The organism is Aeromonas sp. YN13HZO-058, assembly GCF_001921245.1.
GTDB classification, from domain to species: Bacteria; Pseudomonadota; Gammaproteobacteria; order Enterobacterales; family Aeromonadaceae; genus Aeromonas; species Aeromonas allosaccharophila.
This window is the reverse complement of sequence record NZ_MQSY01000078.1, coordinates 64,467-86,822: the sequence shown is the minus strand read 5'-3', so window position 1 is coordinate 86,822 and position 22,356 is coordinate 64,467. Positions and strand designations below refer to the sequence as shown.

General features: G+C 58.9%; 21 protein-coding genes and 2 pseudogenes. 6 read left to right on the top strand and 17 right to left on the bottom strand.

The genetic code is table 11. The features are described from left to right. Nucleotides 1-310 (top strand): annotated as a pseudogene (locus BSP75_RS20110) (transposase); the annotation flags it as partial. Here the strand turns inward: BSP75_RS20110 and BSP75_RS22020 are convergent. Then, nucleotides 310-648: pseudogene (locus tag BSP75_RS22020) on the bottom strand (transposase DNA-binding-containing protein); the annotation flags it as partial. The pseudogenes BSP75_RS20110 and BSP75_RS22020 sit on opposite strands and share 1 nt — an antisense overlap. Nucleotides 649-806: 158 nt before the next feature. After that, entirely contained in the window at nucleotides 807-2,531 is a 1,725-nt protein-coding gene (ushA, locus tag BSP75_RS20095) for a bifunctional UDP-sugar hydrolase/5'-nucleotidase UshA (protein WP_075114388.1), read from the bottom strand. A 267-nt stretch (nucleotides 2,532-2,798) separates the two neighbouring features. On the opposite strand from ushA, the gene BSP75_RS20090 reads away from it, so the two are divergent. The 3 genes from BSP75_RS20090 to BSP75_RS20080 all read left to right on the top strand — a co-directional run bounded on the left by BSP75_RS20090 (nucleotide 2,799) and on the right by BSP75_RS20080 (nucleotide 4,606). Further along, nucleotides 2,799-3,143, top strand: a complete 345-nt coding sequence (locus BSP75_RS20090; RefSeq protein WP_075114387.1) for a DUF2956 domain-containing protein — start codon at nucleotides 2,799-2,801, stop codon at nucleotides 3,141-3,143. A 144-nt stretch (nucleotides 3,144-3,287) separates the two neighbouring features. Continuing rightward, complete coding sequence (locus BSP75_RS20085; protein WP_058053002.1) at nucleotides 3,288-3,623, top strand: hypothetical protein; 336 nt, start codon at nucleotides 3,288-3,290, stop codon at nucleotides 3,621-3,623. A 113-nt stretch (nucleotides 3,624-3,736) separates the two neighbouring features. Continuing rightward, nucleotides 3,737-4,606: a hypothetical protein gene (locus BSP75_RS20080; protein WP_075114386.1), complete on the top strand. Its 870-nt coding sequence runs from the start codon at nucleotides 3,737-3,739 to the stop codon at nucleotides 4,604-4,606. 101 nt (nucleotides 4,607-4,707) lie between these two features. Here the strand turns inward: BSP75_RS20080 and BSP75_RS20075 are convergent, their stop codons facing one another. Together BSP75_RS20075 and fkpA are read right to left on the bottom strand one after the other, a co-directional pair. After that, complete coding sequence (locus BSP75_RS20075; protein WP_075114385.1) at nucleotides 4,708-6,114, bottom strand: sigma-54 dependent transcriptional regulator; 1,407 nt, start codon at nucleotides 6,112-6,114, stop codon at nucleotides 4,708-4,710. 150 nt (nucleotides 6,115-6,264) lie between these two features. Then, complete coding sequence (gene fkpA / locus BSP75_RS20070; RefSeq protein WP_075114384.1) at nucleotides 6,265-7,068, bottom strand: FKBP-type peptidyl-prolyl cis-trans isomerase; 804 nt, start codon at nucleotides 7,066-7,068, stop codon at nucleotides 6,265-6,267. Nucleotides 7,069-7,186: 118 nt separating this feature from the next. Between fkpA and BSP75_RS20065 the strand changes: the two genes are divergently transcribed. Continuing rightward, complete coding sequence (locus BSP75_RS20065; protein ID WP_075114383.1) at nucleotides 7,187-8,155, top strand: hypothetical protein; 969 nt, start codon at nucleotides 7,187-7,189, stop codon at nucleotides 8,153-8,155. 14 nt (nucleotides 8,156-8,169) lie between these two features. Continuing rightward, a complete protein-coding gene (locus BSP75_RS20060; RefSeq protein ID WP_005335285.1) occupies nucleotides 8,170-8,385 on the top strand; it encodes a SlyX family protein in 216 nt (71 codons plus the stop codon). 246 nt (nucleotides 8,386-8,631) lie between these two features. On the opposite strand, the gene BSP75_RS20055 is transcribed toward BSP75_RS20060, so the two are convergent. The 13 genes from BSP75_RS20055 to glyA form a co-directional block, all read right to left on the bottom strand. Continuing rightward, entirely contained in the window at nucleotides 8,632-9,573 is a 942-nt protein-coding gene (locus tag BSP75_RS20055) for an ABC transporter permease (RefSeq protein WP_042656709.1), read from the bottom strand. A 3-nt stretch (nucleotides 9,574-9,576) separates the two neighbouring features. After that, complete coding sequence (locus BSP75_RS20050; protein ID WP_005343520.1) at nucleotides 9,577-10,551, bottom strand: ABC transporter permease; 975 nt, start codon at nucleotides 10,549-10,551, stop codon at nucleotides 9,577-9,579. Between the two features lie 99 nt (nucleotides 10,552-10,650). Then, a complete protein-coding gene (locus tag BSP75_RS20045) occupies nucleotides 10,651-12,207 on the bottom strand; it encodes an ABC transporter substrate-binding protein (protein ID WP_075114382.1) in 1,557 nt (518 codons plus the stop codon). 70 nt (nucleotides 12,208-12,277) lie between these two features. Beyond that, nucleotides 12,278-14,002: an ABC transporter ATP-binding protein gene (locus BSP75_RS20040; protein ID WP_075114381.1), complete on the bottom strand. Its 1,725-nt coding sequence runs from the start codon at nucleotides 14,000-14,002 to the stop codon at nucleotides 12,278-12,280. 487 nt (nucleotides 14,003-14,489) lie between these two features. Continuing rightward, nucleotides 14,490-14,984, bottom strand: coding sequence for a phosphatidylglycerophosphatase A (locus tag BSP75_RS20035; RefSeq protein WP_075114380.1), 495 nt, complete (start codon nucleotides 14,982-14,984; stop codon nucleotides 14,490-14,492). Next, nucleotides 14,981-15,940: a thiamine-phosphate kinase gene (gene thiL, locus BSP75_RS20030; protein WP_075114392.1), complete on the bottom strand. Its 960-nt coding sequence runs from the start codon at nucleotides 15,938-15,940 to the stop codon at nucleotides 14,981-14,983. The genes BSP75_RS20035 and thiL overlap by 4 nt, the downstream gene beginning before the upstream one ends. A 57-nt stretch (nucleotides 15,941-15,997) precedes the next feature. Continuing rightward, nucleotides 15,998-16,411: a transcription antitermination factor NusB gene (gene nusB, locus BSP75_RS20025; protein ID WP_042656704.1), complete on the bottom strand. Its 414-nt coding sequence runs from the start codon at nucleotides 16,409-16,411 to the stop codon at nucleotides 15,998-16,000. Between the two features lie 14 nt (nucleotides 16,412-16,425). After that, a complete protein-coding gene (ribE, locus tag BSP75_RS20020; RefSeq protein WP_005338866.1) occupies nucleotides 16,426-16,896 on the bottom strand; it encodes a 6,7-dimethyl-8-ribityllumazine synthase in 471 nt (156 codons plus the stop codon). Nucleotides 16,897-17,181: 285 nt separating this feature from the next. Beyond that, nucleotides 17,182-18,291, bottom strand: a complete 1,110-nt coding sequence (gene ribBA, locus BSP75_RS20015; protein ID WP_075114379.1) for a bifunctional 3,4-dihydroxy-2-butanone-4-phosphate synthase/GTP cyclohydrolase II — start codon at nucleotides 18,289-18,291, stop codon at nucleotides 17,182-17,184. A gap of 149 nt (nucleotides 18,292-18,440) precedes the next feature. After that, nucleotides 18,441-19,094 carry a riboflavin synthase gene (locus BSP75_RS20010; protein ID WP_075114378.1) on the bottom strand — a complete coding sequence of 218 codons (654 nt, stop codon included), beginning with the start codon at nucleotides 19,092-19,094 and terminating at the stop codon, nucleotides 18,441-18,443. Between the two features lie 55 nt (nucleotides 19,095-19,149). Next, nucleotides 19,150-20,259 (bottom strand): bifunctional diaminohydroxyphosphoribosylaminopyrimidine deaminase/5-amino-6-(5-phosphoribosylamino)uracil reductase RibD, encoded by a 1,110-nt coding sequence (gene ribD, locus BSP75_RS20005; protein ID WP_075114377.1) that lies wholly within the window; start codon nucleotides 20,257-20,259, stop codon nucleotides 19,150-19,152. Nucleotides 20,260-20,458: 199 nt separating this feature from the next. Beyond that, a complete protein-coding gene (nrdR, locus tag BSP75_RS20000) occupies nucleotides 20,459-20,908 on the bottom strand; it encodes a transcriptional regulator NrdR (protein ID WP_005338880.1) in 450 nt (149 codons plus the stop codon). 149 nt (nucleotides 20,909-21,057) lie between these two features. Next, nucleotides 21,058-22,311 (bottom strand): serine hydroxymethyltransferase, encoded by a 1,254-nt coding sequence (glyA, locus tag BSP75_RS19995; RefSeq protein WP_075114376.1) that lies wholly within the window; start codon nucleotides 22,309-22,311, stop codon nucleotides 21,058-21,060. Between the last annotated feature and the right edge of the window lie 45 nt (nucleotides 22,312-22,356).

Genomic DNA, 22,356 nt, shown 5'->3' with positions numbered 1-22,356 from the left:
GCGCAAGCTGGGGCGTAAGGATGTGCTGGTGCGCCTGACGACCAGTCCACAGGCACGCAAGAAGTGGCCACAACTGCCGGATACGGTGGAAGCCCGCTTGTTGACCCGCACTATCAATGACAAGGAGCGCCAAGTGTTGACCTCGATGGTCGACCCGATGCGTTTCCCGGGCGCCGATATTGTCGAGCTCTACAGCCATCGCTGGGAAATCGAACTGGGCTATCGGGAGATGAAGCACAGCCTGCAACAACATCGACTGACCCTTCGTAGCAAAAAGACGGCAGGAATACGGCAAGAGCTGTGGGGCGTGCGGTTGGTGTAGCCCAGCAGGTCTTTGACGCTGGCATGATTGAAGGTAAGGGCCGTGGTGTCTTCCAGTGCCAACAAGAGGGAATAGTCTCTGGCATGGGCTGCGGTGACGGCAAAGCCGGCGTTGGCAATGGCCTCAGCACTGACATGCGGGCTGCGAATGAAGCTGCATGCGCCTTTCATATCAGCAGGTGAGAGGGGGAGGTATGACACGCAATCTCCTGGTTAGTGAGCAAGGGCAGTGGTGAGGGCAACCAGCCTTCTGGTGCGTCTTGGGTCGTTAAGGTTGGCGTGACCAAACTGTGCCTGCGCCCAGTGCGCCGGTTGAGTGAAGGGCATGTTAGAACCAGGGAAGAGAGCGATGAAAGGTTCAGATCACAGAATGGGAGAGAAGTTCAAAAAAAATCCCCAAGCGATGCTTGGGGATTTTTGTATAAGAGACAGGCCACCGGCTGCCCTTTGAGATCATATCAGAGGCGACAAGCCTCGCTGACGAATCAGTTACACCCTTCGGTAGAAGTAGAGTTCAGGTAGCTCACTTCGTTGGCCGGCTGATAGTCGGCCACATTGATGGTCTTCTTGATCTCGATGTACTCCTTCAGCACTGCTGCATCCACCAATCCGGCGTTGATGGTATCGATCTTCGGATAGCCGTCACCACCGGAGGCGCTGAAGCTCGGGATCGCGAAGCTGTAAGTAGCTGCCGGATCAAACGCCTTGCCACCGATGCTGGTGATATTGACGCTCTTGGCCTGGCAATCCACTGCCATGTTGATGCCGCCAAACTGGGCATAACCCCCGGTATTGCGGGTTTTGGTGGCTACCTGACCCAGATAGGTCGCCAGATCGCTGCCTTTCATCACAGCCTTGTTGACCGTGTTGCCAAACGGGTGCACCAGCAGCACGCTGCGGTAGGTGATATCCCCGGTCGGGATGCTGTCACGCACGCCACCGGAGTTGACGATACCAAAATCGACGGCCAGCTTGTCAGAGGTGGCAGAAGTGATCAGACGACCCAGATTGGTTTGCTTGTTGCGTACTGTATTGCGATCACCAACCAATACCCCATCGGTAGAACCGATCACAACGTTGAGCTCTTGCTGACCTTTTTCCTGATAGCCCAGCAGGGTGTTATACAGCTCGGGATCCTTGGTGATCTCGTCCTGTACGAACTGCATCTTGGTGGTATCTTTGGTCACGGCGCCGGTGGCATCGATCGCCTCACCCTTGGCGTTGCGCTTGATCAGGTTAACCGGGATCAGCTCATAGCTGGTCAGGGTCAACTTGCCATTCTGATAGTCAAACTGGGCGCGACCCACATACTTGCCCCACTCGTGGGCCTGCATGATCCAGGTGCCATTTTGCTGGTCTGGCTGGCAGTTATCACCCGGTTTGAAATTGGCGTACTTGTTCGCGGTGCCCGGCTCCATGCAGACCGGATTCTGGGAGTGGCCACCAATGATGGCATCCAGAGTACCCGCTGGCAGAGCCCGGGCCATCTCTACATCGCCCGGCGCATTGCTGCCGTGCTGGCCATTCTCGTAATGGCCCATGTGAGTGATGGCGAAGACCAGATTGGCTTCCTTGTTGCTGCGGATCTGCTGGCCCAGTTTGGCCGCTTCGCTGGTCGGATCGCGGAACTCCAGGGTTTGCACGTTGTTGGGATCCACCAGCTGCGCGGTATCCTCGGTGGTCAGGCCCAGTACGGCGACCTTGAGACCGCTCTCCAGCTTGAACACCTTGTAGGGGTCAAAGTAGTGTTTGCCGCTCGCCTTGTCATAGATGTTGGCCGAGAGCATCGGGAACTGGGCCCACTTGCGCTGCTTCTCCAGTACGCTGAGGGGGTTGTCGAATTCATGATTGCCCACCGCCATGGCATCGTAGCGAATGTTGTTCATCGCCATGAAGTCAGGCTCGGCATCCTGCAGATCGGATTCCGGCACCCCGGTATTCACATCACCACCGGAGAGCACCAGCACGTCGCTGCCAGCCGCCTTGGCATCCGCACGCAACTGCTCGACCAGGGTCTTCTGGGCAGCCATACCGTACTCATTTTCGGCGTTGTGCCAGAAACGTCCGTGGGTATCGTTGGTGTGCAGTATGGTCAGTTTGCAGACATTTTCGGTGCAGGGTGCAACGGTGTCATTGCTCGAGGTATTACAGCCAGTCAGTGCAGCAAGCACGGCCAGTGCCACGCCGCCTTTGATGAAGTTATTATTCATTTCCATATCACCTTGATTGTTTTGTTATTTAGTAACCCTGTCCAGCGGGTCGTGCGCCAATATAACAAACAACAGATGACGGTTTTTCATCGATGACTCACAAATTCTGCTAATTGTGATCTTCGACCCAACATCCGGCTTCCTGCTGATTTATCACAACTCTTGTTGAGCTTTCACCCACTTGCATCACTCGGTCCCAAGGAAACGCCACGCCGATCTGCCTTTATGGCATACTCCCCTGCCAGCCATGCCAGAGGAGATGATTTGATGACCAAGTACGACAAGATTTCCCCCGAGACCCAGCAGGAGGCGATGAAAATTGCCCGTGCCAACCAGAAGCCGGGGCAGACCAAGGAGCAGACCCAGCTGATCGCGCAAGGGATCCAGAAAGGCATCGACGAATACAAAAAACAGATGAAGGTGCGGGCCCGCGAAGCGAGCCGCCAGAAAAAATTGCAGGCCAAAGCCCGGCAACCACAGGGGGAGCCGCAAACCGAAGAGCAAGACGATCAGCTCGAGCTGGTTGAAGTGAGCCATCAGCATCCCCTGCCCTGGATCTTGCTGGTGCTGAGCTGGCTGGGTTTTGCCGCCGCCTGGTTCTGGTTGCGCTAAGGCGCACGGAAGCAAACCTTTATCCGCGATCCTCTTCACAGCCCGGCCCCGGGCTGCTGGTGATTACCTGCAAAGAGTGATTAAATCCCGCGCCTCTTGCTTAAGACACCCGTTTTTTGACGATCAGTTTTCAGGAAAGATGTTATGAACCCCGCTCCGCTCTATCTGCTGGCCCCTTTTGTGCTGTTCCTTGTGACCATGCTGCTCTATCGCATTTCACCGCTGCGGGCGGTCGCCGCCGGTGGGGTGCGCTGGTTTATCATCCCCTCCTTCACTCTGTTTATTTTGCTGATCATCATCAACGGCGCCGCTGATCCCGCCCTGCGCAATCCGGCGTTCCACTGGCTGATGCCGGGGCTTGGCTTTGCTCTGAGCCTGTTTCCGGCCCTGCCCAAGGCGCTGGTGCCACGGCTCGCCATCAAGGAGGGTGCCTTCGCAGCCCTCGGTCTGATGCTGATGAGCCTGGCCATGGTCTACTGATCGGCTGACCACTGCCGTTGGCATGACTCAAGGGGCGCTCTGTGACGAGCGCCCCTTGTACAAACAATGGCCTGCAGGCATCTTGGTGACAGGATAACCAGCAAGGAGGCCAGATGGACAATCCGCCCGATTTCATGGCGCTGTGGGATTATCAGGATCCCGCCGCCACCGCCCTGCGTTTTCACGCACTCCTTCCCAAAGCACGCGCCGCTGCCGACCTGCAACTCGAACTGGAGTTGCTGACACAGATAGCCCGTACCCATTCGCTGCAACGCCAGTTTGCCGAAGCCCATCAGCTGCTCGACGAGATAGAACTACGACTCACCGACATAACCCCCAGAGCGCGGATCCGGGCCCTGCTGGAGCGAGGCCGCACCTTTAATTCGGCGGGCGACAAGGCCAGAGCCAAAACCCTGTTTGAGCAAGCCTGGCAGTGGGGACTCAAGGAGAAGGAGACCTATCTCGCCATCGACGCCGCCCACATGATCGCCATCGCTGCGCCGCTTGAAGAGCAGAGCCGCTGGAATCAACTGGCGATGGAGCTGGCAGAGCGCAGCAGTGACGAGAAGGTGCGCGGCTGGCTTGCCCCCCTTTACAACAATCAGGGCTGGACCCTGTTCGAACTGGGCCGCTTCGAGGAGGCCAAAATCCAGCAGCAGAAGTGCCTGGCCTGGCATCTGCAGCATAACCAGCCGGCTAAGGCGTTTATCGCCCGCTGGAGTCTGGCTCGCCTGACCCGGGCTCAAGGTCAACATGAGCAAGCACTGGCAGAGCTGCACCAGCTCAAGGCCGATATGGCCGAGGCGGGTGAACCGGAGGATGGTTATCTGTTCGAGGAGCTGGGGGAAAATGCCCTGGTGCTGGACGATCCGCTGGCTGCGGAATACTTCTCCCGCGCCTGGTTTCTGCTATCGCAGGACCGCTGGTTCAGTGCTAACGAGGGGGAGCGACTGGCCCGCCTCAAGCAACTCGCCAAACTCTGACTTCCCCCCCAAAAAGAGAGGGCGGCCAATGCCGCCCGTCACTCGGTTGAACCGTTCCCCCTTTTACATCTTGCGGGCGTTCAGCCAGAACACGTCACGACTCACGTCGCGCTCACCTCTTCCCAGCTCTGCTTCTTGCGGTAAATGGTGGAAGGGCTGATCTCGAGCAGTGCCGCCGCCTTGGGAATATTGCCGTCACAGCTGGCGATAGCCTGTTCGATCACCTCTTTTTCCACCAGCCAGAGCGGGCGGATCGGCCCGTTGGCCGCTCCGGTGGCGGCCGGAGCCGATGCCACCGCTGCCGCAATCGCAGCTGGCTGCTGGGGGCGAACCCCATTGAGCGGTGGCGGCAAAATATCCGGACTCACCAGCTCCTTGTCGTTGAGCACCACGATATTGCGCACCACGTTTTGCAGCTCGCGTACGTTGCCGGGCCAGGGGTAGTCGAGCAGCACTCGCGCCGCCTCGACATCGAAATCCTTGAAGCGTTTGTTCTCCTCCTTGGCATAGCTCTGCAGCAGGGTGCGCGCCAGCAGCAGGATATCCTCGCCCCGCTCCCGCAGCGGCGGCAGGGTTAGCGGAATGACGTGGAGCCGATAGTAGAGATCCTCGCGAAAACGGCCCGCTTTCACCTCCACCAGCGGATCCCGGTTGGTGGCGCAGATAAAGCGCACATCCACCGTCTCGAGCTTGCCGCTGCCGACCCGCTGCACTGTGCCGGTCTGGATAAAGCGCAGCAGTTTGCTCTGCAGATCCAGGTCCATCTCGCAGATCTCGTCGAGAAACAGGGTGCCGCCATCGGCCAAACTGGCCGCCCCTTTGCGATCCCCCTGGGCGCCGGTAAAGGAGCCCTTCACATGGCCGAAGATCTCGCTCTCCATCAAATCGTGGGGAATGGCGGCGCAGTTGAGGGCAATAAAGGGCTGTTCACTGCGGGGGCTGCACTGGTGAATCGCCTCGGCACACACCTCTTTGCCGGTGCCGCTCTCGCCAGTGATAAAGACGGTCGCCTTGCTCGGCGCAGCGCTCTCGATGATGCGATAGACCGCCTGCATCGACATGGAGGCGCCGATAAAGCCGAAGAACGAGCTACGCTCGAAGTTCTCCCGATAGTGGGCAACCAGCGAGCTCAACTGCTGGTGTTTCAAGGCATTGCGAACTGTGGCGCAGAGCCGCTTGCTGTCAAACGGCTTGGTCAGAAAATCGAAGGCACCGAGGCGCATCGCCTCCACCGCTACATCCACCGAGCCGTGGGCGGTGATCACCACCACCGAGCAGGGCAGTTGCTGTTCGGTGATCATCTGCAGAATATCCATGCCGGACATATCCGGCAGCTCCAGATCCAGCAGCACCACGGGAGGGGGACTTTCCAGCAACTGCGCCAGCGCCTGCTGCCCACAGTCGGCCAGCACCACCTCGTACCCCTCCTGGCGCAGGTACTGTTCATAGACCACCGCCAGACTTCGGGTATCTTCCACCAGCAGGACACGCGATTTATTTTCAGCCACCGGACTCATCCTTGTATTTGATTCTGCGATCTATTTTGCCTTTTTTCGCGCACAAACCCAACGCCAAGACAGCTCTGTTATCCCGCGATTATAGGAGATGTACAAGTAAAAACGGCTCCTTAAGGAGCCGTTTTTCACTACAAGAAGGGATTACTTCTTGGCGTCGTCAGCAGTCGGCTTCTCGATAGCCAGCAGCTCAACGTCAAATACCAGCACGGCGTTCGCCGGGATGGAGCCTGCACCGTGCTCGCCATAGGCCAGCTTGGACGGCAGGAAGAACTTGAACTTGGAGCCAACCGGCATCAGCTGCACGCCTTCGGTCCAACCCGGGATAACCTGGTTGAGCGGGAAGGTGGCCGGCTCGCCACGATCGACGGAGCTGTCGAACTTGGTGCCGTCGGTCAGGGTACCGGTGTAGTGAACCTTGACGATGTCGGTAGACTTCGGCTTGGAGCCGTCACCCATCTTCTCGACCAGATATTGCAGGCCGGATTCGGTGCTCTTCACACCCTCTTTCTTGGCGTTGGCAGCCAGGTACTCTTCGCCTTTCTTCAGATTTTCAACAGCGTCTTTCTCGGCCTTGGCCTTGGTCAGCTCGTTGATCTTGGCGTCGTAATCCTGCAATACCTTCTGGATCTCTTCATCAGTCATCTTGGCTTCTTTGCCCAGACCGTCGGTGACCCCTTTCAGGATCACGGCGTTGTCCAGTTTGATGCCCAGTTCCTGCTGACGCTCCAGGGTATTGGCGATGTAACGACCCATGGAGAGGCCAATTGCGTAGCCAGATTGCTCTTCAAAGCTCTTGGCTTCGGCCTTGGTCGCCTCTGCCGGCTTGCTGGCTTCAGCCTTCACTTCGGCGGTATTGGCCGCAGCAGGCTTCTCGTCTTTTTGGCAAGCAGTCAGACCGACGGCAACCGCCGCCGCCAACAGGGACACCTTCAGAAATTTGTTCATCAGTTTCTCCAAACTCCAAATACCGCTCTCGGTTCCATCGTGAAATGAGAGGTTTATCGTGATAAGCGCCTTATACTAACGCCGTGATCGCAGGTAACAAAAGCGTGAGACCGCAAAAATGATAAAAAGTGCCATTTATCTGGTGAGCCTCTGTTTAATGCTCACCGGTTGCGAGCAGAGCTCCCAACCCAACCAGCAAATGCCCCTCGCCAGCACGGGTCTGCTGACCGCAGATCTCTCCAGTGATGGCAAGCAGGCCATCGTCTCCAGCATCAGCCAGGGCATCATCGTCTGGGATCTGGAACAGAACCGTCAACGCTGGCGCTGGAAGCAATCCGACTCGGCGGATGATCTGGTATTCATTACCCGTTTTTCCGAAGGCAACAGCCATGCCGTCACCGCCACCCCCGAGACCTTTGCCACCTGGCGGCTTCAAGACGGGCAGTCACAAGGCTACTACTCCCTTCCTGAATCCAAGCTGAGGGACATCGCGCTCTCTGCCGACGGGCGCTATGTACTGATAGGCCGGGAAGATGGCAAGGCCGAGTGGCTCGATACCCAAAGCGGTCGTCGCCTGCAGTTTTTGGGGCATACCGAACAGGTCAATACGGTGGATCTCTCCGCCAACGGTCGCTACGCCCTGACCGGCGGCAACGACTACAGCGCCTATCTGTGGGATACCCGCAGCGGACAGGTGATCTGGCGGTTCAACCATGGTGGCCGGGTGATCATGGCCAGACTGGAGCCGAGCGGCCGCTACGCCTTCACCGCCGACAGCAGCCGGGCCAGCATCTGGGATCTGAAAACCGGCAAACAGGTGAGTCAGCTGCAATATGATCACCGCTTCGAGGTCTACACCAGCGCCCGCTTTGCCAACGACGGCAAGTGGCTCATCACCGGTGCCCCTTCCCGTCAGCTCTCCTTGTGGCAAGTGAGCGATGGCGCCCTGCTGCAGAGCTGGCGTGTCTCGCCGCAACCCAAGGTGAAACCGCCCAGCGCAGTGGTCTACGGCGTCGCTTTGCGCGACAATAGCCACCTTGTCAGTGCCAGCTCCAGTGGTCTGGCCGAAATCTGGACAATCAAGTAAGGACCCGAAGGCCCATGAGTCAGCAACTTAACGATCGCATCGAAACCCTGGAAACCCGTCTCGCCTATGCGGAGTACACCATAGAGCAGCTCAACGACGAGGTGACCACCCAGGGCCGTGAACTCGATCGACTCAAATACCAGATCCAGCTGCTGATCGACAAACTGCAAAGCGTACAGCCCAGCCAGATTGCCAGCATGGCCGAAGAGACCCCGCCGCCGCACTATTGATGAGCGGCCTGCGATATTGAGCAACGAACCGCCCTACCGGAATGTGCCTTTCCAGTCGCCTAGTCTGGCGACCAGTGTGAAGGGAGTGACACAGGCAAAGACATCACCCACTCAAACCGGTAGGCGCGCAATCAGCAAGGTGTCTGTTCCATAACAATAAAAATCCGAAACAGGCTGAACCGGTTTCGGATTTTTTCATCAAAATGTCCTGATAGCTGCGACTCGGCGCCTCAGAATCAGCCCGCGTTATCCTTTGTAGATCTTCGGGTTAAACACATCCCGCAGCCAGTCACCCAGCAGGTTGATGACCAGCACCAGCACCACCAGACAGATGCCCGGGAAGGCGGTGATCCACCAGGAGCCGGAGAAGATATAGTTGAAGCCGACGCTGATCAGCGAACCGAGCGAGGGCTGATCAACCGGCATCCCGAGCCCCAGGAAGGAGAGTGCCGCCTCGCTCATGATGGCGTTGGCCACCTGCACGGTGGAGATCACCAGAATGGGCGACAGACAGTTGGGCAGAATGTGGCGGAACATGATGCGCGGGGCGCGGAACCCCATCACCTTGGCCGCTTCCACATACTCCTTCTTCTTCTCCGCCAGCACAGAGGCGCGCACGGTACGGGCGTACTGCGGCCACTCGGCGATACCGATGATCACCACCAGCATCATGATGGCGAACTTCGAGTAGAACTCGGAGCCAAAGGTTGCCTGAAAGATGGCGGAGATGATGATCGCCACCATCATGGTGGAGAACGACAGCTGCACGTCGGCAAAGCGCATCAGCAGGTTGTCGATGCGACCACCGAAGTAACCGGCAATCAGACCGATCACGATGCCGAGCACCAGCTGCAGCGCCACCGCAAACAGGCCGATTGAGAGCGAAATGCGGGCGCCATAGAGGATGGTGCTCCAGATATCCCGCCCCTGGTTGTCGGTGCCGAGCCAGAAGCGCTCTTCGCCCCCTTCCAGCCATGAGGGAGGCAGCTCGGCATCCATCAGGTCAAAGCTGGTCTGGTCATAGACGTTGTGCGGCGCCAGCCAGGGCGCCAGCAGCGCCGCCAGCACAAACACCACGAACACCGCAAAGCTGAACATGGCTACCTTGTCCCGCAGGAAGTAGTAGACGATGTCAGAGTTCTTGAATCGTGCCCAACGGCTTGGGCTTGCAGTCACAGCATTAGTCATCTGTTACCCCTTGGCGGTCAGGTTAACGGTCGGGTTAATCAACCCGTAGAGCAGGTCGACCAGGGTATTGGTCACCACGAAGATCAGTCCCACGAAGATGACGTAGGCGGTGATCAGCGGGGTATCGACCCGGTGGATCGCCTCAAGGAACAGGAAGCCGGTGCCCGGCCACTGGAACACGCTCTCGGTCAGGATGGTGTAGGCCACCATGGTGCCGATCTGCACCCCGCCAACGGTAATGACCGGCAGCATGGTGTTTTTGAGGGCGTGCTGATAGTAGACCTTGTTGTTGTCCAGCCCTTTGGCGCGGGCGAACTTGACGTACTCGGAGGAGAGCTGCTCCAGCATCTCGGAGCGCACCAGCCGGATAAACAGCGGCAGCATGATGGAGGAGAGCGACACCGCGGGCAGGATCAGGTGCTTGATGCCATCCCAGGTGAAGAAGCCCGACTCCCAGCCCAGCAGGTTACGGGTCTCGCCACGGCCATAGGCCGGCAACCAGCCCAGCTGGATCGAGAAGAGGTACATCAACATGATGGCGGTCAAAAATACCGGGATCGAGATGCCGATACTGCTCCCCGCCATGATGATCTTGGTGGGAATGCTGCGCGGGCGGATCGCCGAATAGACACCGAGTGGAATGGAGACCACCACGATGATGAGCGCGGCAGCAAACACCAGCTCAAGGGTAGCCACCAGCTTGTCGAGGATCACCTCGAGAGCGGGTCGCTTAAAGAAATAGGAGGTGCCCAAATCCCCATGCACCGCATTTTTCAAAAAACGGCTGTATTTGATGAGGAAGGGATCGTTAAGGCCCATCTTCTCACGCAACTCGTGACGCTGGGCTTCGGAGACGGATTGTCCCACCAGCTCGCGCAACGGGTCACCCAGGTTGTCCTGGATGGAGAAGGCGACCAGGCTGATGACGAACATCACTATCACGGCCTGATAGAACCGTTTCAGCAGGAATGTAAACATGCTTGTCCTTCTACGTGGCCTGTGTCGTGGCACAGGCTTCTGTTAGTGGGCGGAGTGGCCAGCTGACCACCCTGCCCCGTCCTTCCTTGCGACGTTCTCTTACTTGCTGACCACCAGGTCACCCAGGTAAGGGAAGTTCATCACGTTGACTACCGGCTTGATGTCGACGTTCTTCTTGGCGCCATAGGCCAGATCTTCCCAGTGCAACGGCACGTAGGCAGCATCTTCGATCAGCATGGCTTCGACCTTCTTCAGCATCTCGGCACGCTTGGCCGGATCGGTCTCGGCATTGGCATCCATCACCATCTTGTCAGCTTCGGCGTTGGCATAACCGGCGCAGTTGTACTGGCCCATACCGGTCTTGGCATCCTTGGTGAAGGTCAGGAACTCGAAGAAGTTCGCGGTATCTTCAGTGTCGGAGTGCCAGCCAATCAGCTGCATGTCGGCGGCGCACTTGTCAAACTCCGGCCAGTACTGGGCCACCGGCATGGTCTTCAGATCCACCTTGATGTTGATCTTGGCCAGCATGGCGGAGACAGCCTGGGCAATCTTGACGTCGTTGACGTAGCGGGCTGCCGGGGAGATGAAGGTCATCTTGAAGCCTTTCTCGTAACCGGCCTCCTTCATCAGCGCCTTGGCCTTGGCCAGATCATACTGGGGCACCAGCGCCTCGTTGTGACCGGCATAGCCTTTCGGGCTCAGCTGGCCAGCAGGGGTACCGAAGCCCTTGTTGATCTTCTCGACGATGCCCACCTGGTTGATGGCGTAGTTGATCGCCTGACGCACGCGCTTGTCTTTCAGCGCCGGGTTGGTGTTCTGGTTCAGCTCGATGATGATGGCGCGGGTACCGGACAGGGTGACCAGCTGGGAGTCCTTGCCATTCTTGACGCGCTCCAGATCGTTCGGTGCAACCGGATAGATCATGTCCACGTCGCCACCCAGCAGGGCTGCAACACGGGTCGCATCTTCCTTGATCGGCACCACGGTCAGGTTCTCGACGTTACCCTTGGAGGCTTTATCCCAGTAGTTGGCGTTGCGGGCATAATCCAGCTTCACACCTTGCTCGCGGAACTTGACGGTAAACGGGCCAGTACCGGAAACATGGGTAGAGGCATAGGAGTCGCCGTTTTTGACGATCTCGGCCTTGTCTTTACCTGCTTCGGTCTTGCCGGTATAGAACTTGGAGTCCATCGGGAAGATGTAGGTGACGGTCTGCAGTACCAGCGGGAACGGCTTGGCGGTGATCAGATCGACGGTGTAGTCATCGACCTTCTTCACTTCGCTGATCGGGTCGAAGATCGCCTTGAAGTCGACGGAGGCTTTCAGGCGCTTGACGGTCCACACCACGTCGTCAGCGGTGAAATCGTTGCCGGAGTGGAACTTGACCCCTTTGCGCAGGTGGAAGCGGACGGTCTTGTCATCGACACGCTCGAACTTCTCGGCCAGACGGGGCTCGAATTTCAGATCCTGGGTGTAACGCATCAGGGGATCGAATACCAGGTGCGACATCTCCAGGGTCTGACCGGAGAGCTGCTCCTGCGGATCCAGCGACGTGGCGTCAGAAGCAACGCCTACCTTGATATCAGCGGCTGAGACACTGAAGGCGAAACCGGCGGCAAACAGCGCCAGGGCAATCTTGGACAATCCTTTCTTCATCTTGTTCTCCATGCTTTTGGCTTTCTTATGACACTTTTTTTGACAAGCAGACCGGCGCACCGGCGCTATCCTAGCTTGCGATTTCCAGCCCCTCGCGGGACATTCCCTTGAACTCCGGCATGAGGGAGATCAGCTTGCGGCTGTACTCATGCTCGGCATTGGTAAAGAGTTTCTCGGTCTCGGCCACTTCCACCAGATGACCGTGCTGCATCACCCCGATGCGGTCGCACATCTGGCGGATCACCGGCAGATCGTGGCTGATAAACAGCATGGTGAGCTTGAGCTCCTGCTGCAGATCCTTGAGCAGATTGAGGATCTGGGCCTGCACCGACACATCCAGCGCCGAGGTCGGCTCGTCGCAGATGAGGAAACGCGGCCGAGTGGCCAGGGCGCGGGCAATGGAGATGCGCTGGCGCTGACCGCCGGAGAATTCATGGGGATACTTGACCCCGGCACCGCGGCCAAGACCGACGTGATCCAGCAGATCGTTGACGATCCCCTCGATCTGGCTCTCGCTGCTCGCCAGTTGGTGGAAGCGGATCGGCTCGGCAATGATGTCGCGCACCTTCATCCGCGGGTTCATTGACGAATAGGGGTTCTGAAACACCATCTGCATCTGGCGGCGCAGCGGGCGGCGCTCGCGCTCGCTCTTGAGGGCCGTGAGATCGATCCCCTCGAAGAAGATCTTGCCGGTATCAGGCGGATAGAGACCGGTGATGGCGCGAGCAATGGTCGATTTGCCGGAGCCCGACTCCCCCACCAGACCGAAGGTCTCCCCTTCGAAGATCTCGAAGCTGATGTTGTTGCAGGCGCGCACATACTGGCGGCGGCTCGGGAAGATGGAGTCCTTGGTGACGAACCTCAGATCGACGTTCTCCACCCGCAGCAGCGCCCCGTCATAGGCACGCTCGTCCTGACTCTGGCCGAGCCAGTGAGTCTTGAGGTCGATATTGGTATCCGGCGCACTGGCATCCTCGATATAGGAGACCAGCGGGAAACGCACCAGCTTCACATCGGAGCGCGGGACCGCCGAGATGAGGCTGCGGGTATAGGGGTGATTGGGGCTGCCCAGCACCTGTTCGGTCAGGCCGAACTCCACCAGATCGCCGCGATACATCACCGCCACCTTGTCGGTGACGTTGGAGACCACGCCCATGTCGTGGGTCACCAGCATGCAGCCCACCTGACGCTCTTTGCAGAGGGCGCGGATAAGCTGGAGGATCTGATCCTGAATGGAGACGTCCAGCGCCGTGGTCGGCTCATCGGCGATGATCAGCTCCGGATCGCACGACAGGGCGATGGCGATGACCACCCGCTGACGCATGCCGCCGGAGAATTGGTGCGGATACTGTTTGATACGCAGCTCCGGCTGCGGAATACCCACCGCCCCCATCAGCTCCAGCGCCTTGGCAAAGGCCGCCTCGCGGGAGAGCTTGGTATTGGCCAGAATGGTCTCGACCAGCTGATGCTCAACGGTGAACAGCGGGTTGAGGGAGGTCATGGGATCCTGGAAGATGAACCCGATACGGGAGCCACGAATGGCCCGCATCTCGTTCTGGCTCTTGCCGGAGATGAGCTCGCCATTGAGATAGATATCGCCACGGGCGATGCGACCCGGCGGGCTCAGCAGATCGATGACGGCGTTGCCGATGGTGGACTTGCCGGCGCCGGATTCACCGACCACCCCGACAATCTCACCCTTTTCGATAGAGAAAGAGAGATCCTTCACCGCGGCCAGCACCCCGTAGCGGGAGGGGTACTCGATCCGCAAGTTCTTTACTTCGAGCAAGGACATGTTTACCTCTGCGGGGGACATCCGTCCCAAATAATTCGTCCGTAAATCAGCCGCAGATGCCGGTTGTTACCTTGGGCAATATTTGCTCAATCCATGAGGCAGCGAAACCAGCGATCCGGGCGGGTTTTTTGCATTTTTTTGGAATAACCCGCGAGTAACTTAGACGGTTTGACCACGGGTGTAAATGATTGAGTTATACAATTCCGCAATGTTTTGTGCAGATAACCACCAATTCGGCAGCGTTAAATGATGACTTTCATCACACAAATGGCCGGTACATCCGTACATCTATTGGTATCATTACTTTAATTTCAACAACAACGCAACAAGCAGCATTTATCACTATTTCGAAAACGATCACAAGCCCCGAATGAGTAGTGAATATTTATGTGAAATGGATGATAAACGGCAGCATATGCCGATGAATGAAAATTAAGCAGAGATAAATCGGGGGATGCCAGAACGGTCATCCCCCGGAAGGGGGCATTCAGCCGAGCCAGAACGCCAGTAATTGCATACAAAACAGGGCGAACAAGCCGGCGATCAGATCGTCCAGCATGATGCCGAATCCGCCGTGAATGCGGCGATCAAACCAGGAGATGGGCCAGGGTTTGAGCACATCAAACAGCCGGAACAGCGCGAAGCCCGCCACCACCCACTCCCAACCGGCTGGCGCGGCGATCATGGTGACGCCAAAACCGATCACCTCGTCCCAGACGATGGCGCCATGATCCGGCATACCGATGGCATCGGTGGCGCTCTGGCAGATACGGATCCCCACCACAAACCCCACCGCCAGCAAGGCGATGAACCAGTGGGTCGGCAGCCCGCTCACCAGCAGGTAGAGCGGAATGGCCGCCAACGTACCCATGGTGCCCGGCGCCTTGGGGCTGAGACCGGAACCAAACCCCACCGCTAAAAAATGAAGCGGATTTTTCAGATCCAGTCGTTTCAGCTCGGGTTTTATCGTGAACAGGCTCATGCGAAGTGATCCCACCCTTTCAGTTGCAACGCCACCGCTTGTTCACCGCGCAGGTAGTCGATGCCGGGCTCGCCCGCCACGATGCGGCCGATGCGGCTGAACTTGACCCCGCTGTGGGCCAGCGCTGTATCCAGCGCGCCGCGATGCTCTTCCGGCACGGTAAAGCAGAGCTCGTAGTCATCGCCACCGGCCAGCGCCAGTTGCCACGCCTCCTGCTCGCTCACCGCATCCTGCAGCACCGGCGAGAGCGGCAGCAGATCGAGATCGATCTGGGCCCGCACGCCGGAGGCCTTGAGGATATGGACGAGGTCCGATGCCAGACCGTCGGAGAGATCCAGCGCACTACCCGCCAGCCCGCGCAGCGCCTGTCCGGCCAGAATGCGGGGATGGGGGTGGTCGAGCCGTGGCAGCACGGCCGCCAGCTGGTTCTCGTTGAGGGTGCGTTTGCCCAGCAGATGAGAGAGTGCCAGCGCGGCATCCCCCAGAGTGCCGGTGACATAGATGCCGTCACCCGCTTTGGCACCGCTGCGCATCAGAGCACGTCCGGCAGGCACCGAGCCCTTCACCGAGATGGTGATGGAGAGCGGCCCGCGGGTCATATCCCCGCCCACCAGCGCGACGTTGTAATACTCGGCCAGCTCCAGAAACCCTTCGGCAAAACCGGCGACCCAGCCTTCGTTGATGGCAGGCAGGGTCAGCGCCAGCGACACCCAGCGCGGCTCGGCCCCCATCGCAGCGAGATCGGAGAGATTGACCGCCAGCGCCTTGTAGCCGAGATCCACCGGATCCATGTCGGGAAAGAAGTGTACGCCGCTCACCAGGGTGTCGGTGCTCACTGCCAGTTGGGTATCGGGGGGCAGGGTCAGCAGGGCACAGTCATCTCCAGGGCCCATCACCACGTCCTTGCGGGCGTGGGGAACCTTGAAGTACTTATCAATCAGCTCAAATTCACCCATACAGTAAAAAGCCAGCAATAAGCTGGCTCCTCTCTTAGATGCTGACGGACAGCAGGATCAACGCTTGTTCAGCGACTTGATCACCTTGTCCAGTACACCGTTGACAAACTTGTGGCTGTCATCGGCGGCGAAGGCTTTGGCCAGCTCGATCGCTTCGTTGATGACCACGCGCGGCGGCACATCATCACGACGGGTCAGCTCATAGGTCGCCAGACGCAGGATCGCCTTGTCCACCATGTCCACTTCTTCCAGCGGACGGGAGAGGTAAGGTGCAAACACCTTGTCCAGCTCGTTGCAGTGGAGGGCTACCCCGAACAGCAGATCGCGGAAATAGCTCAGGTCTACACCCTTGGTGTCCTGATCGATCTTGAACTGCTCTTCGATGTCACCCACGTTAGCCTTGGTCATCTGCCACTGGTAGATGGCCTGGGTGGCGCAATGGCGGGCTTTACGGCGCTCAGACGGTTTCAATGTACTTCTCCTCGTTACACGTCCAGTTCTTTCAGGACGTTGATCATTTCGAGCGCTGCCAGTGCAGCCTCTGCACCCTTGTTACCCGCCTTGGTACCTGCACGCTCGATGGCTTGTTCAATGTTTTCAGTGGTCAGCACCCCGAAGGCAACGGGAATTTCATATTCCATCATTACCTGAGCCATTCCCTTGCTGTTCTCGTTTGCCACCAGGTCGAAGTGGTAGGTGCCGCCACGGATGACTGTACCGACCGCCACGATGGCGTCGTATTGACCACTCTTGGCCAGCTTCTTGATGACCAATGGCATTTCAACCGCGCCCGGCACTTTTACCAGTGTCAGGTTGCTGTCCTGCACTTGACCTTGACGCTTCAGTACGTCCACCGCACCGTTCACCAGACTGTCGTTGATGAAGCTGTTGAAACGGGCAACAACAATAGCAACGCGCGCCTCAGGAGCGGCGATATTTCCTTCGATAACCTTCATTGGAAATCCTGTATCTGTGCAATCAAAAGGGCCGGAGTCAAAAGTGCGCACATTCTAGCACAACAGACCCACGACAAAAACCATGGCCGCAATAGACAGCCATGATCGCGATTTAACCAGTCCGGCGCGCTTACTCGCCGATGTATTCCACTACTTCCAGACCGAAACCGCCCGGAAGGGGATGGTACGTCTCTGGTGGAACTTTACTCTCCAACGTACTCACCCACTTCCAGATCGAAACAACCCGGAAGGGGATGGTACTTCTCTGGTAGAACCTTGAGTCCTTTACTCGCCGACGTATTCCACTACTTCCAGCCCGAAACCACCGAGGGCATGGTACTTCTTCGGCGAGCTCAATAGGCGCATCTTGCTCACGCCGAGCGCCTTGAGGATCTGGGAGCCCACACCAACCCGGCGCGAGGTGCCCTGCCACTTGGCCCCTTCCGGTGCCAGCCCCTTGTCGGCGGCCTCAAAGCCCTTGACCCGGGCCAGCAGCTCCTCGCCATGGGATTCCGCCCCCAAAATCACCAGCACCCCGCCTTCGCTGGCGATGCGGGCCATAGATTTGGGCAGCGGCCAGCTGCGGGCGGCATGACGGTCGGTCAGCAGCAGATCGCTCAGCACATCGTGCAGGTGCACCCGCACCAGCGTCGGCTGATCGGCCTGTACCTCACCCTTTTTCAGGGCGAAGTGAACCTGATTGTCGATGGTGTCGCGGAAGGTGATGAGGTCAAACTCGCCAAACTCGGTGGGCAGCTTGCACTCGGCCACTTTCTCGACCGTGGTCTCGTGCTGGTTGCGGTACTCGATAAGGTCGGCGATGGTGCCGAGCTTGATGCCGTGCTGCTCGGCGAACACCTCCAAATCCGGACGGCGCGCCATGGTGCCATCTTCGTTGAGGATCTCGACGATGACGGAGGCCGCCTCGTAACCGGCCAGCCGAGCCAGATCGCAGCCCGCTTCGGTGTGGCCAGCACGGGTCAGCACGCCGCCATCCTGCGCCATCAGCGGGAAGATGTGGCCCGGCTGCACCAGATCGGCCGCCTTGGCATTGGGCGCCACTGCCGCTTGCACGGTCACCGCGCGATCGGCGGCGGAGATACCAGTGGTCACCCCTTCGGCCGCTTCGATGGTCACGGTGAAGGCGGTGGAGAACTGGGCATTGTTGCGATCCACCATCAGCGGCAGCGCCAGCTGCTTGCAGCGATCCCGGGTCAGCGTCAGGCAGATGAGGCCACGGCCGTAGCGGGCCATGAAGTTGATATCCTCAGGACGGACGCAGGAGGCGGCCATGATGAGGTCGCCTTCGTTCTCCCTGTCTTCGTCATCCATCAGGATCACCATCTTGCCAGCCTTGATATCGGCAATGATTTCCTGGGTTGTGCTCAGCGCCATGGGCTACTCCATCAGTGTGCTTGGGGGTTGAGCCAGCAGGCTCAACGCAAATGCGAGTGTATGTTGCTCTAGATTGGGGCGAGCGGCCCCATTTCAATCAGAGCGGGATCACAGAAAATCGTTTTGGTGGCCGAATTTAGCGCACACAGTCAGAGAAAACCGGCCTTGGCCAGCGTCTCCATGGTCAGGGTCGAGGCACTGCTCTCCTGACTTTTTCCCATCATCAGCCGCTCCAGATAGCGGGCGATCTGATCCACCTCGAGGTTGACCTTGTGGCCCGGCTTCCAACTGGCGATGGTGGTCTCCTGCGCGGTGTGGGGCACGATCGTCAGGCGGAAAAGGTCGCCCTGCACTGAGTTGACGGTGAGGCTGATGCCATCCACCGCAATGGAGCCCTTCTCGGCGATATAGCGGGAGAGCTCGCCCGGCGCCTTGATCCAGTACTCGATGGCGCGGCCGCTGCTGGAGACGTTTTTCACTTCCCCGACCCCGTCCACGTGGCCGGAGACCAGATGGCCGCCGAGGCGGGAGGTGGGCATCAGCGCCTTCTCGAGATTGACCCGATCGCCCACCTTGGCGGCGGCAAAGCCGGTGCGCGACAGGGTTTCCAGCGACACGTCGGCGGTATAGCTCTTATCACCAAGAGCAACCACGGTGAGGCAGACGCCGTTGGTGGCGATGGAGTCGCCCAGCTTGACGTCGCTAAAATCCAGGCCCGGTGCATGGACGGTAAGAGCCATGTCATCGCCCTGACGGCGCAGTTCGGCCAGGGTTCCCACCGCTTCGATAATTCCGGTAAACATGCAGATCACCTTGCTGATGACGGAGGCAGATTATGCCCCCTTTAACATTGATAAATCAGGCTATTTTGGCGGTAATACGAATATCCTGGCCGACCATGCGCACATCCTTGATGTTGAGCTTGGGCGCCTGGAACAAGCGGGTCAGACCGGGCAGATGGAACAGGCCACGCCCCTCATCCCCCATCAGTTTGGGCGCCTGATAGAGCACCAGCTCATCCACCAACCCCTTATCCAGTAGAGCGCCGCACAGCCGTGGCCCCGCCTCGACGAGTACCGAGTTGACGTTCTGCTTGGCCAGCAACATGAAGAGGCTGACCAGATCCAGCTTGCCATCCAGCAGTGGTAGCTCCAGCTGCTGCACCCACGCAGGCCACTCGCCGGATGCCTTGTGGCGAGCCAGCAGCACTGGGCTCTCGCTCTGGAACAGCGGCAGATCGGGGGTGAGCCGGTTTTGCGAATCGACGATGACCCGCAGCGGCTGGCGCAGGGTCTCCTTGGGATAGCTCGCCTTGACCGAGGGGGGCAACTCGTCCCAGCGCACGGTCAGGGAGGCGCCGTCAGCCAGCACGGTCTCGGCGCTGGAGAGCACCGCATCGTGACGGGCCCGCAGCCGCTGCACGTCGCGGCGCGCATCGGGGGAGGTGATCCACTGACTCTCGCCGCTCGCCATGGCGGTGCGGCCATCGAGGCTGGCCCCCAGCTTGACCGTCACCCGCGGGAAGGCGGTACGCATCCGCTTGAAAAAGCCCGGGTTGAGCGCTTCGGCTTCACTCGCCAGCAGGCCGAAATCGGTCTTGATACCCGCTTCGGAGAGCATCCGCAGGCCACGCCCACCCACCTCGGGGTTGGGATCAACCATGGCCGCCACCACCCGGGCCACACCGGCCTTGATCAGCGCCTCGGCACAGGGGGGAGTACGACCGTGGTGGGAGCAGGGTTCGAGGGTCACATAGGCGGTGGCGCCACGGGCGTTGTCACCGGCGGCTCGCAGGGCATAGACCTCGGCATGGGGCTCACCCGCCTTCTGATGCCACCCTTCGCCAACCACCACGCCATCTTTCACCAGCACGGCGCCGACGCAGGGATTGGGGGCCGTGGTGTAACGGCCGCGGCGGGCCAGTTCGAGGGCCCGACTCATCCATTGGAAATCATCTTGACTAAACATTCGGGCTCCTTTGACAACACATCTCAACTTTACGCAGTATCGTAGGTTCGATTAGCGCAGCGTAATCGGACGCGGCAACATGGGTGAGCATGGAGGTTTACTTCTCCAGCTTGGCAAGCTCTTCGCCGAACTCGCGAATATCTGCGTGTCCTGAGGTAGAGAGGGGCGAAGCGGATATCCACTTGCCCGTCCGATACCATCATTTCTCCAATTTGGCGATCTCTTCACCGAACTCGCGGATATCTTCAAAGCTGCGATAGACGGAGGCAAAGCGGATATAGGCCACCTTGTCCAGACTCTTGAGCTCATCCATCACCAGATTGCCCACCAGCTCGGAGGCGACTTCGCGCTCACCGGTGGCACGCAGGCGGGATTTGATATGGTTGACCGCCTTTTCGATGGCCTCCATGCTCACCGGCCGCTTCTCCAGCGCCCGCAGAATGCCGGCGCGCAGCTTGTCTTCATTGAACGGCTCGCGGGAGCCGTTGGACTTGATGACGCGGGGCATCACCAGTTCGGCCATCTCGAAGGTGGTAAAACGCTCGTGACAGAGCAGACACTCACGACGGCGGCGCACCTGATGGCCTTCTGCCACCAAGCGGGAATCGATCACCTTGGTATCAACCGCACTACAGAATGGGCAATGCATCGGACCTCCGGCGTTAATAGAACAGGACCGGCCCACCGGGCCAGGATCTAGGTCGGCCAGTGTAGCACGGCCATCCAAAACCGGTAAAAGCCAGAAAAAACAATGCCACCCGAGGGTGGCATTGATCTCAAACAGAACTATCCGGCTTATCAGCCATAAACCGGGAAGCGGCGGCAGATATCCAGCACCTTCTCGCGCACGGTGGCCAGCACGGCATCGTTGTCGTGGTTGTCCAGTACGTCACAGATCCAGTGGGTCAGCTGGATGGACTCGGCTTCCTTGAAACCGCGGCGGGTGATAGCCGGGGTACCAATCCGCACACCGGAGGTGACGAACGGGGAGCGCGGGTCGTTGGGCACGGAGTTCTTGTTGACGGTGATGTTGGCTTTGCCCAGCGCAGCGTCAGCATCCTTACCGGTAAGCTCGCGGCCGATCAGGTCAACCAGCATCAGATGGTTGTCGGTACCGCCGGAGACGATCTTGTAACCGCGCTCGATAAAGGTCGCAGCCATCGCCTTGGCGTTTTTCACGACCTGAGCCTGATAGGTCTTGAACTCGGGCTCCAGCGCCTCTTTGAAGGCAACGGCTTTGCCGGCGATGACGTGCATCAGCGGGCCACCCTGACCACCCGGGAAGACGGCGGAGTTGAGCTTCTTGTAGAGCTCCTCGTCGTCGGCGGCGGAGAGGATCAGGCCACCGCGCGGACCGGCCAGGGTCTTGTGGGTGGTGGAGGTGACCACGTGAGCGTGGGGAACCGGGTTCGGGTAGACGCCAGCGGCAATCAGACCAGCTACGTGGGCCATGTCGACGAACAGGTAGGCACCGATCTTGTCGGCGATTTCGCGCATGCGAGCCCAATCAACGATACCGGAGTAAGCGGAGAAGCCACCGATCATCATCTTCGGCTTGTGCTCAATGGCCAGACGCTCCATCTCGTCGTAGTCAATCTTGCCGGACTCATCGATACCGTAAGGAATGATGTTGTAAAGCTTGCCGGAGAAGTTGACCGGAGAGCCGTGGGTCAAGTGACCGCCATGGGCCAGGTTCATGCCCAGCACGGTATCGCCCGGTTGCAGCAGCGCCATGTAAACGGCGCTGTTGGCCTGGGAGCCGGAGTGCGGCTGCACGTTGGCGTAAGTGGCACCGAACAGCTCTTTGGCGCGCTCGATGGCCAGGGTTTCGACCACATCCACATACTCGCAACCACCGTAGTAACGCTTGGCCGGATAGCCTTCGGCGTACTTGTTGGTCAACTGGGAGCCCTGGGCTTCCATGACGCGGGGGCTGGTGTAGTTCTCAGACGCAATCAGCTCGATATGCTCTTCCTGACGACGGGTTTCGTCTGTGATGGCCTGCCACAATTGCGGATCATAATTGGCGATGGTCATGTCACGTTTCAACATCCGTTTCTCTCCTGAAAATCGTTTGCGCGTTAGGTGAAGTGGGCG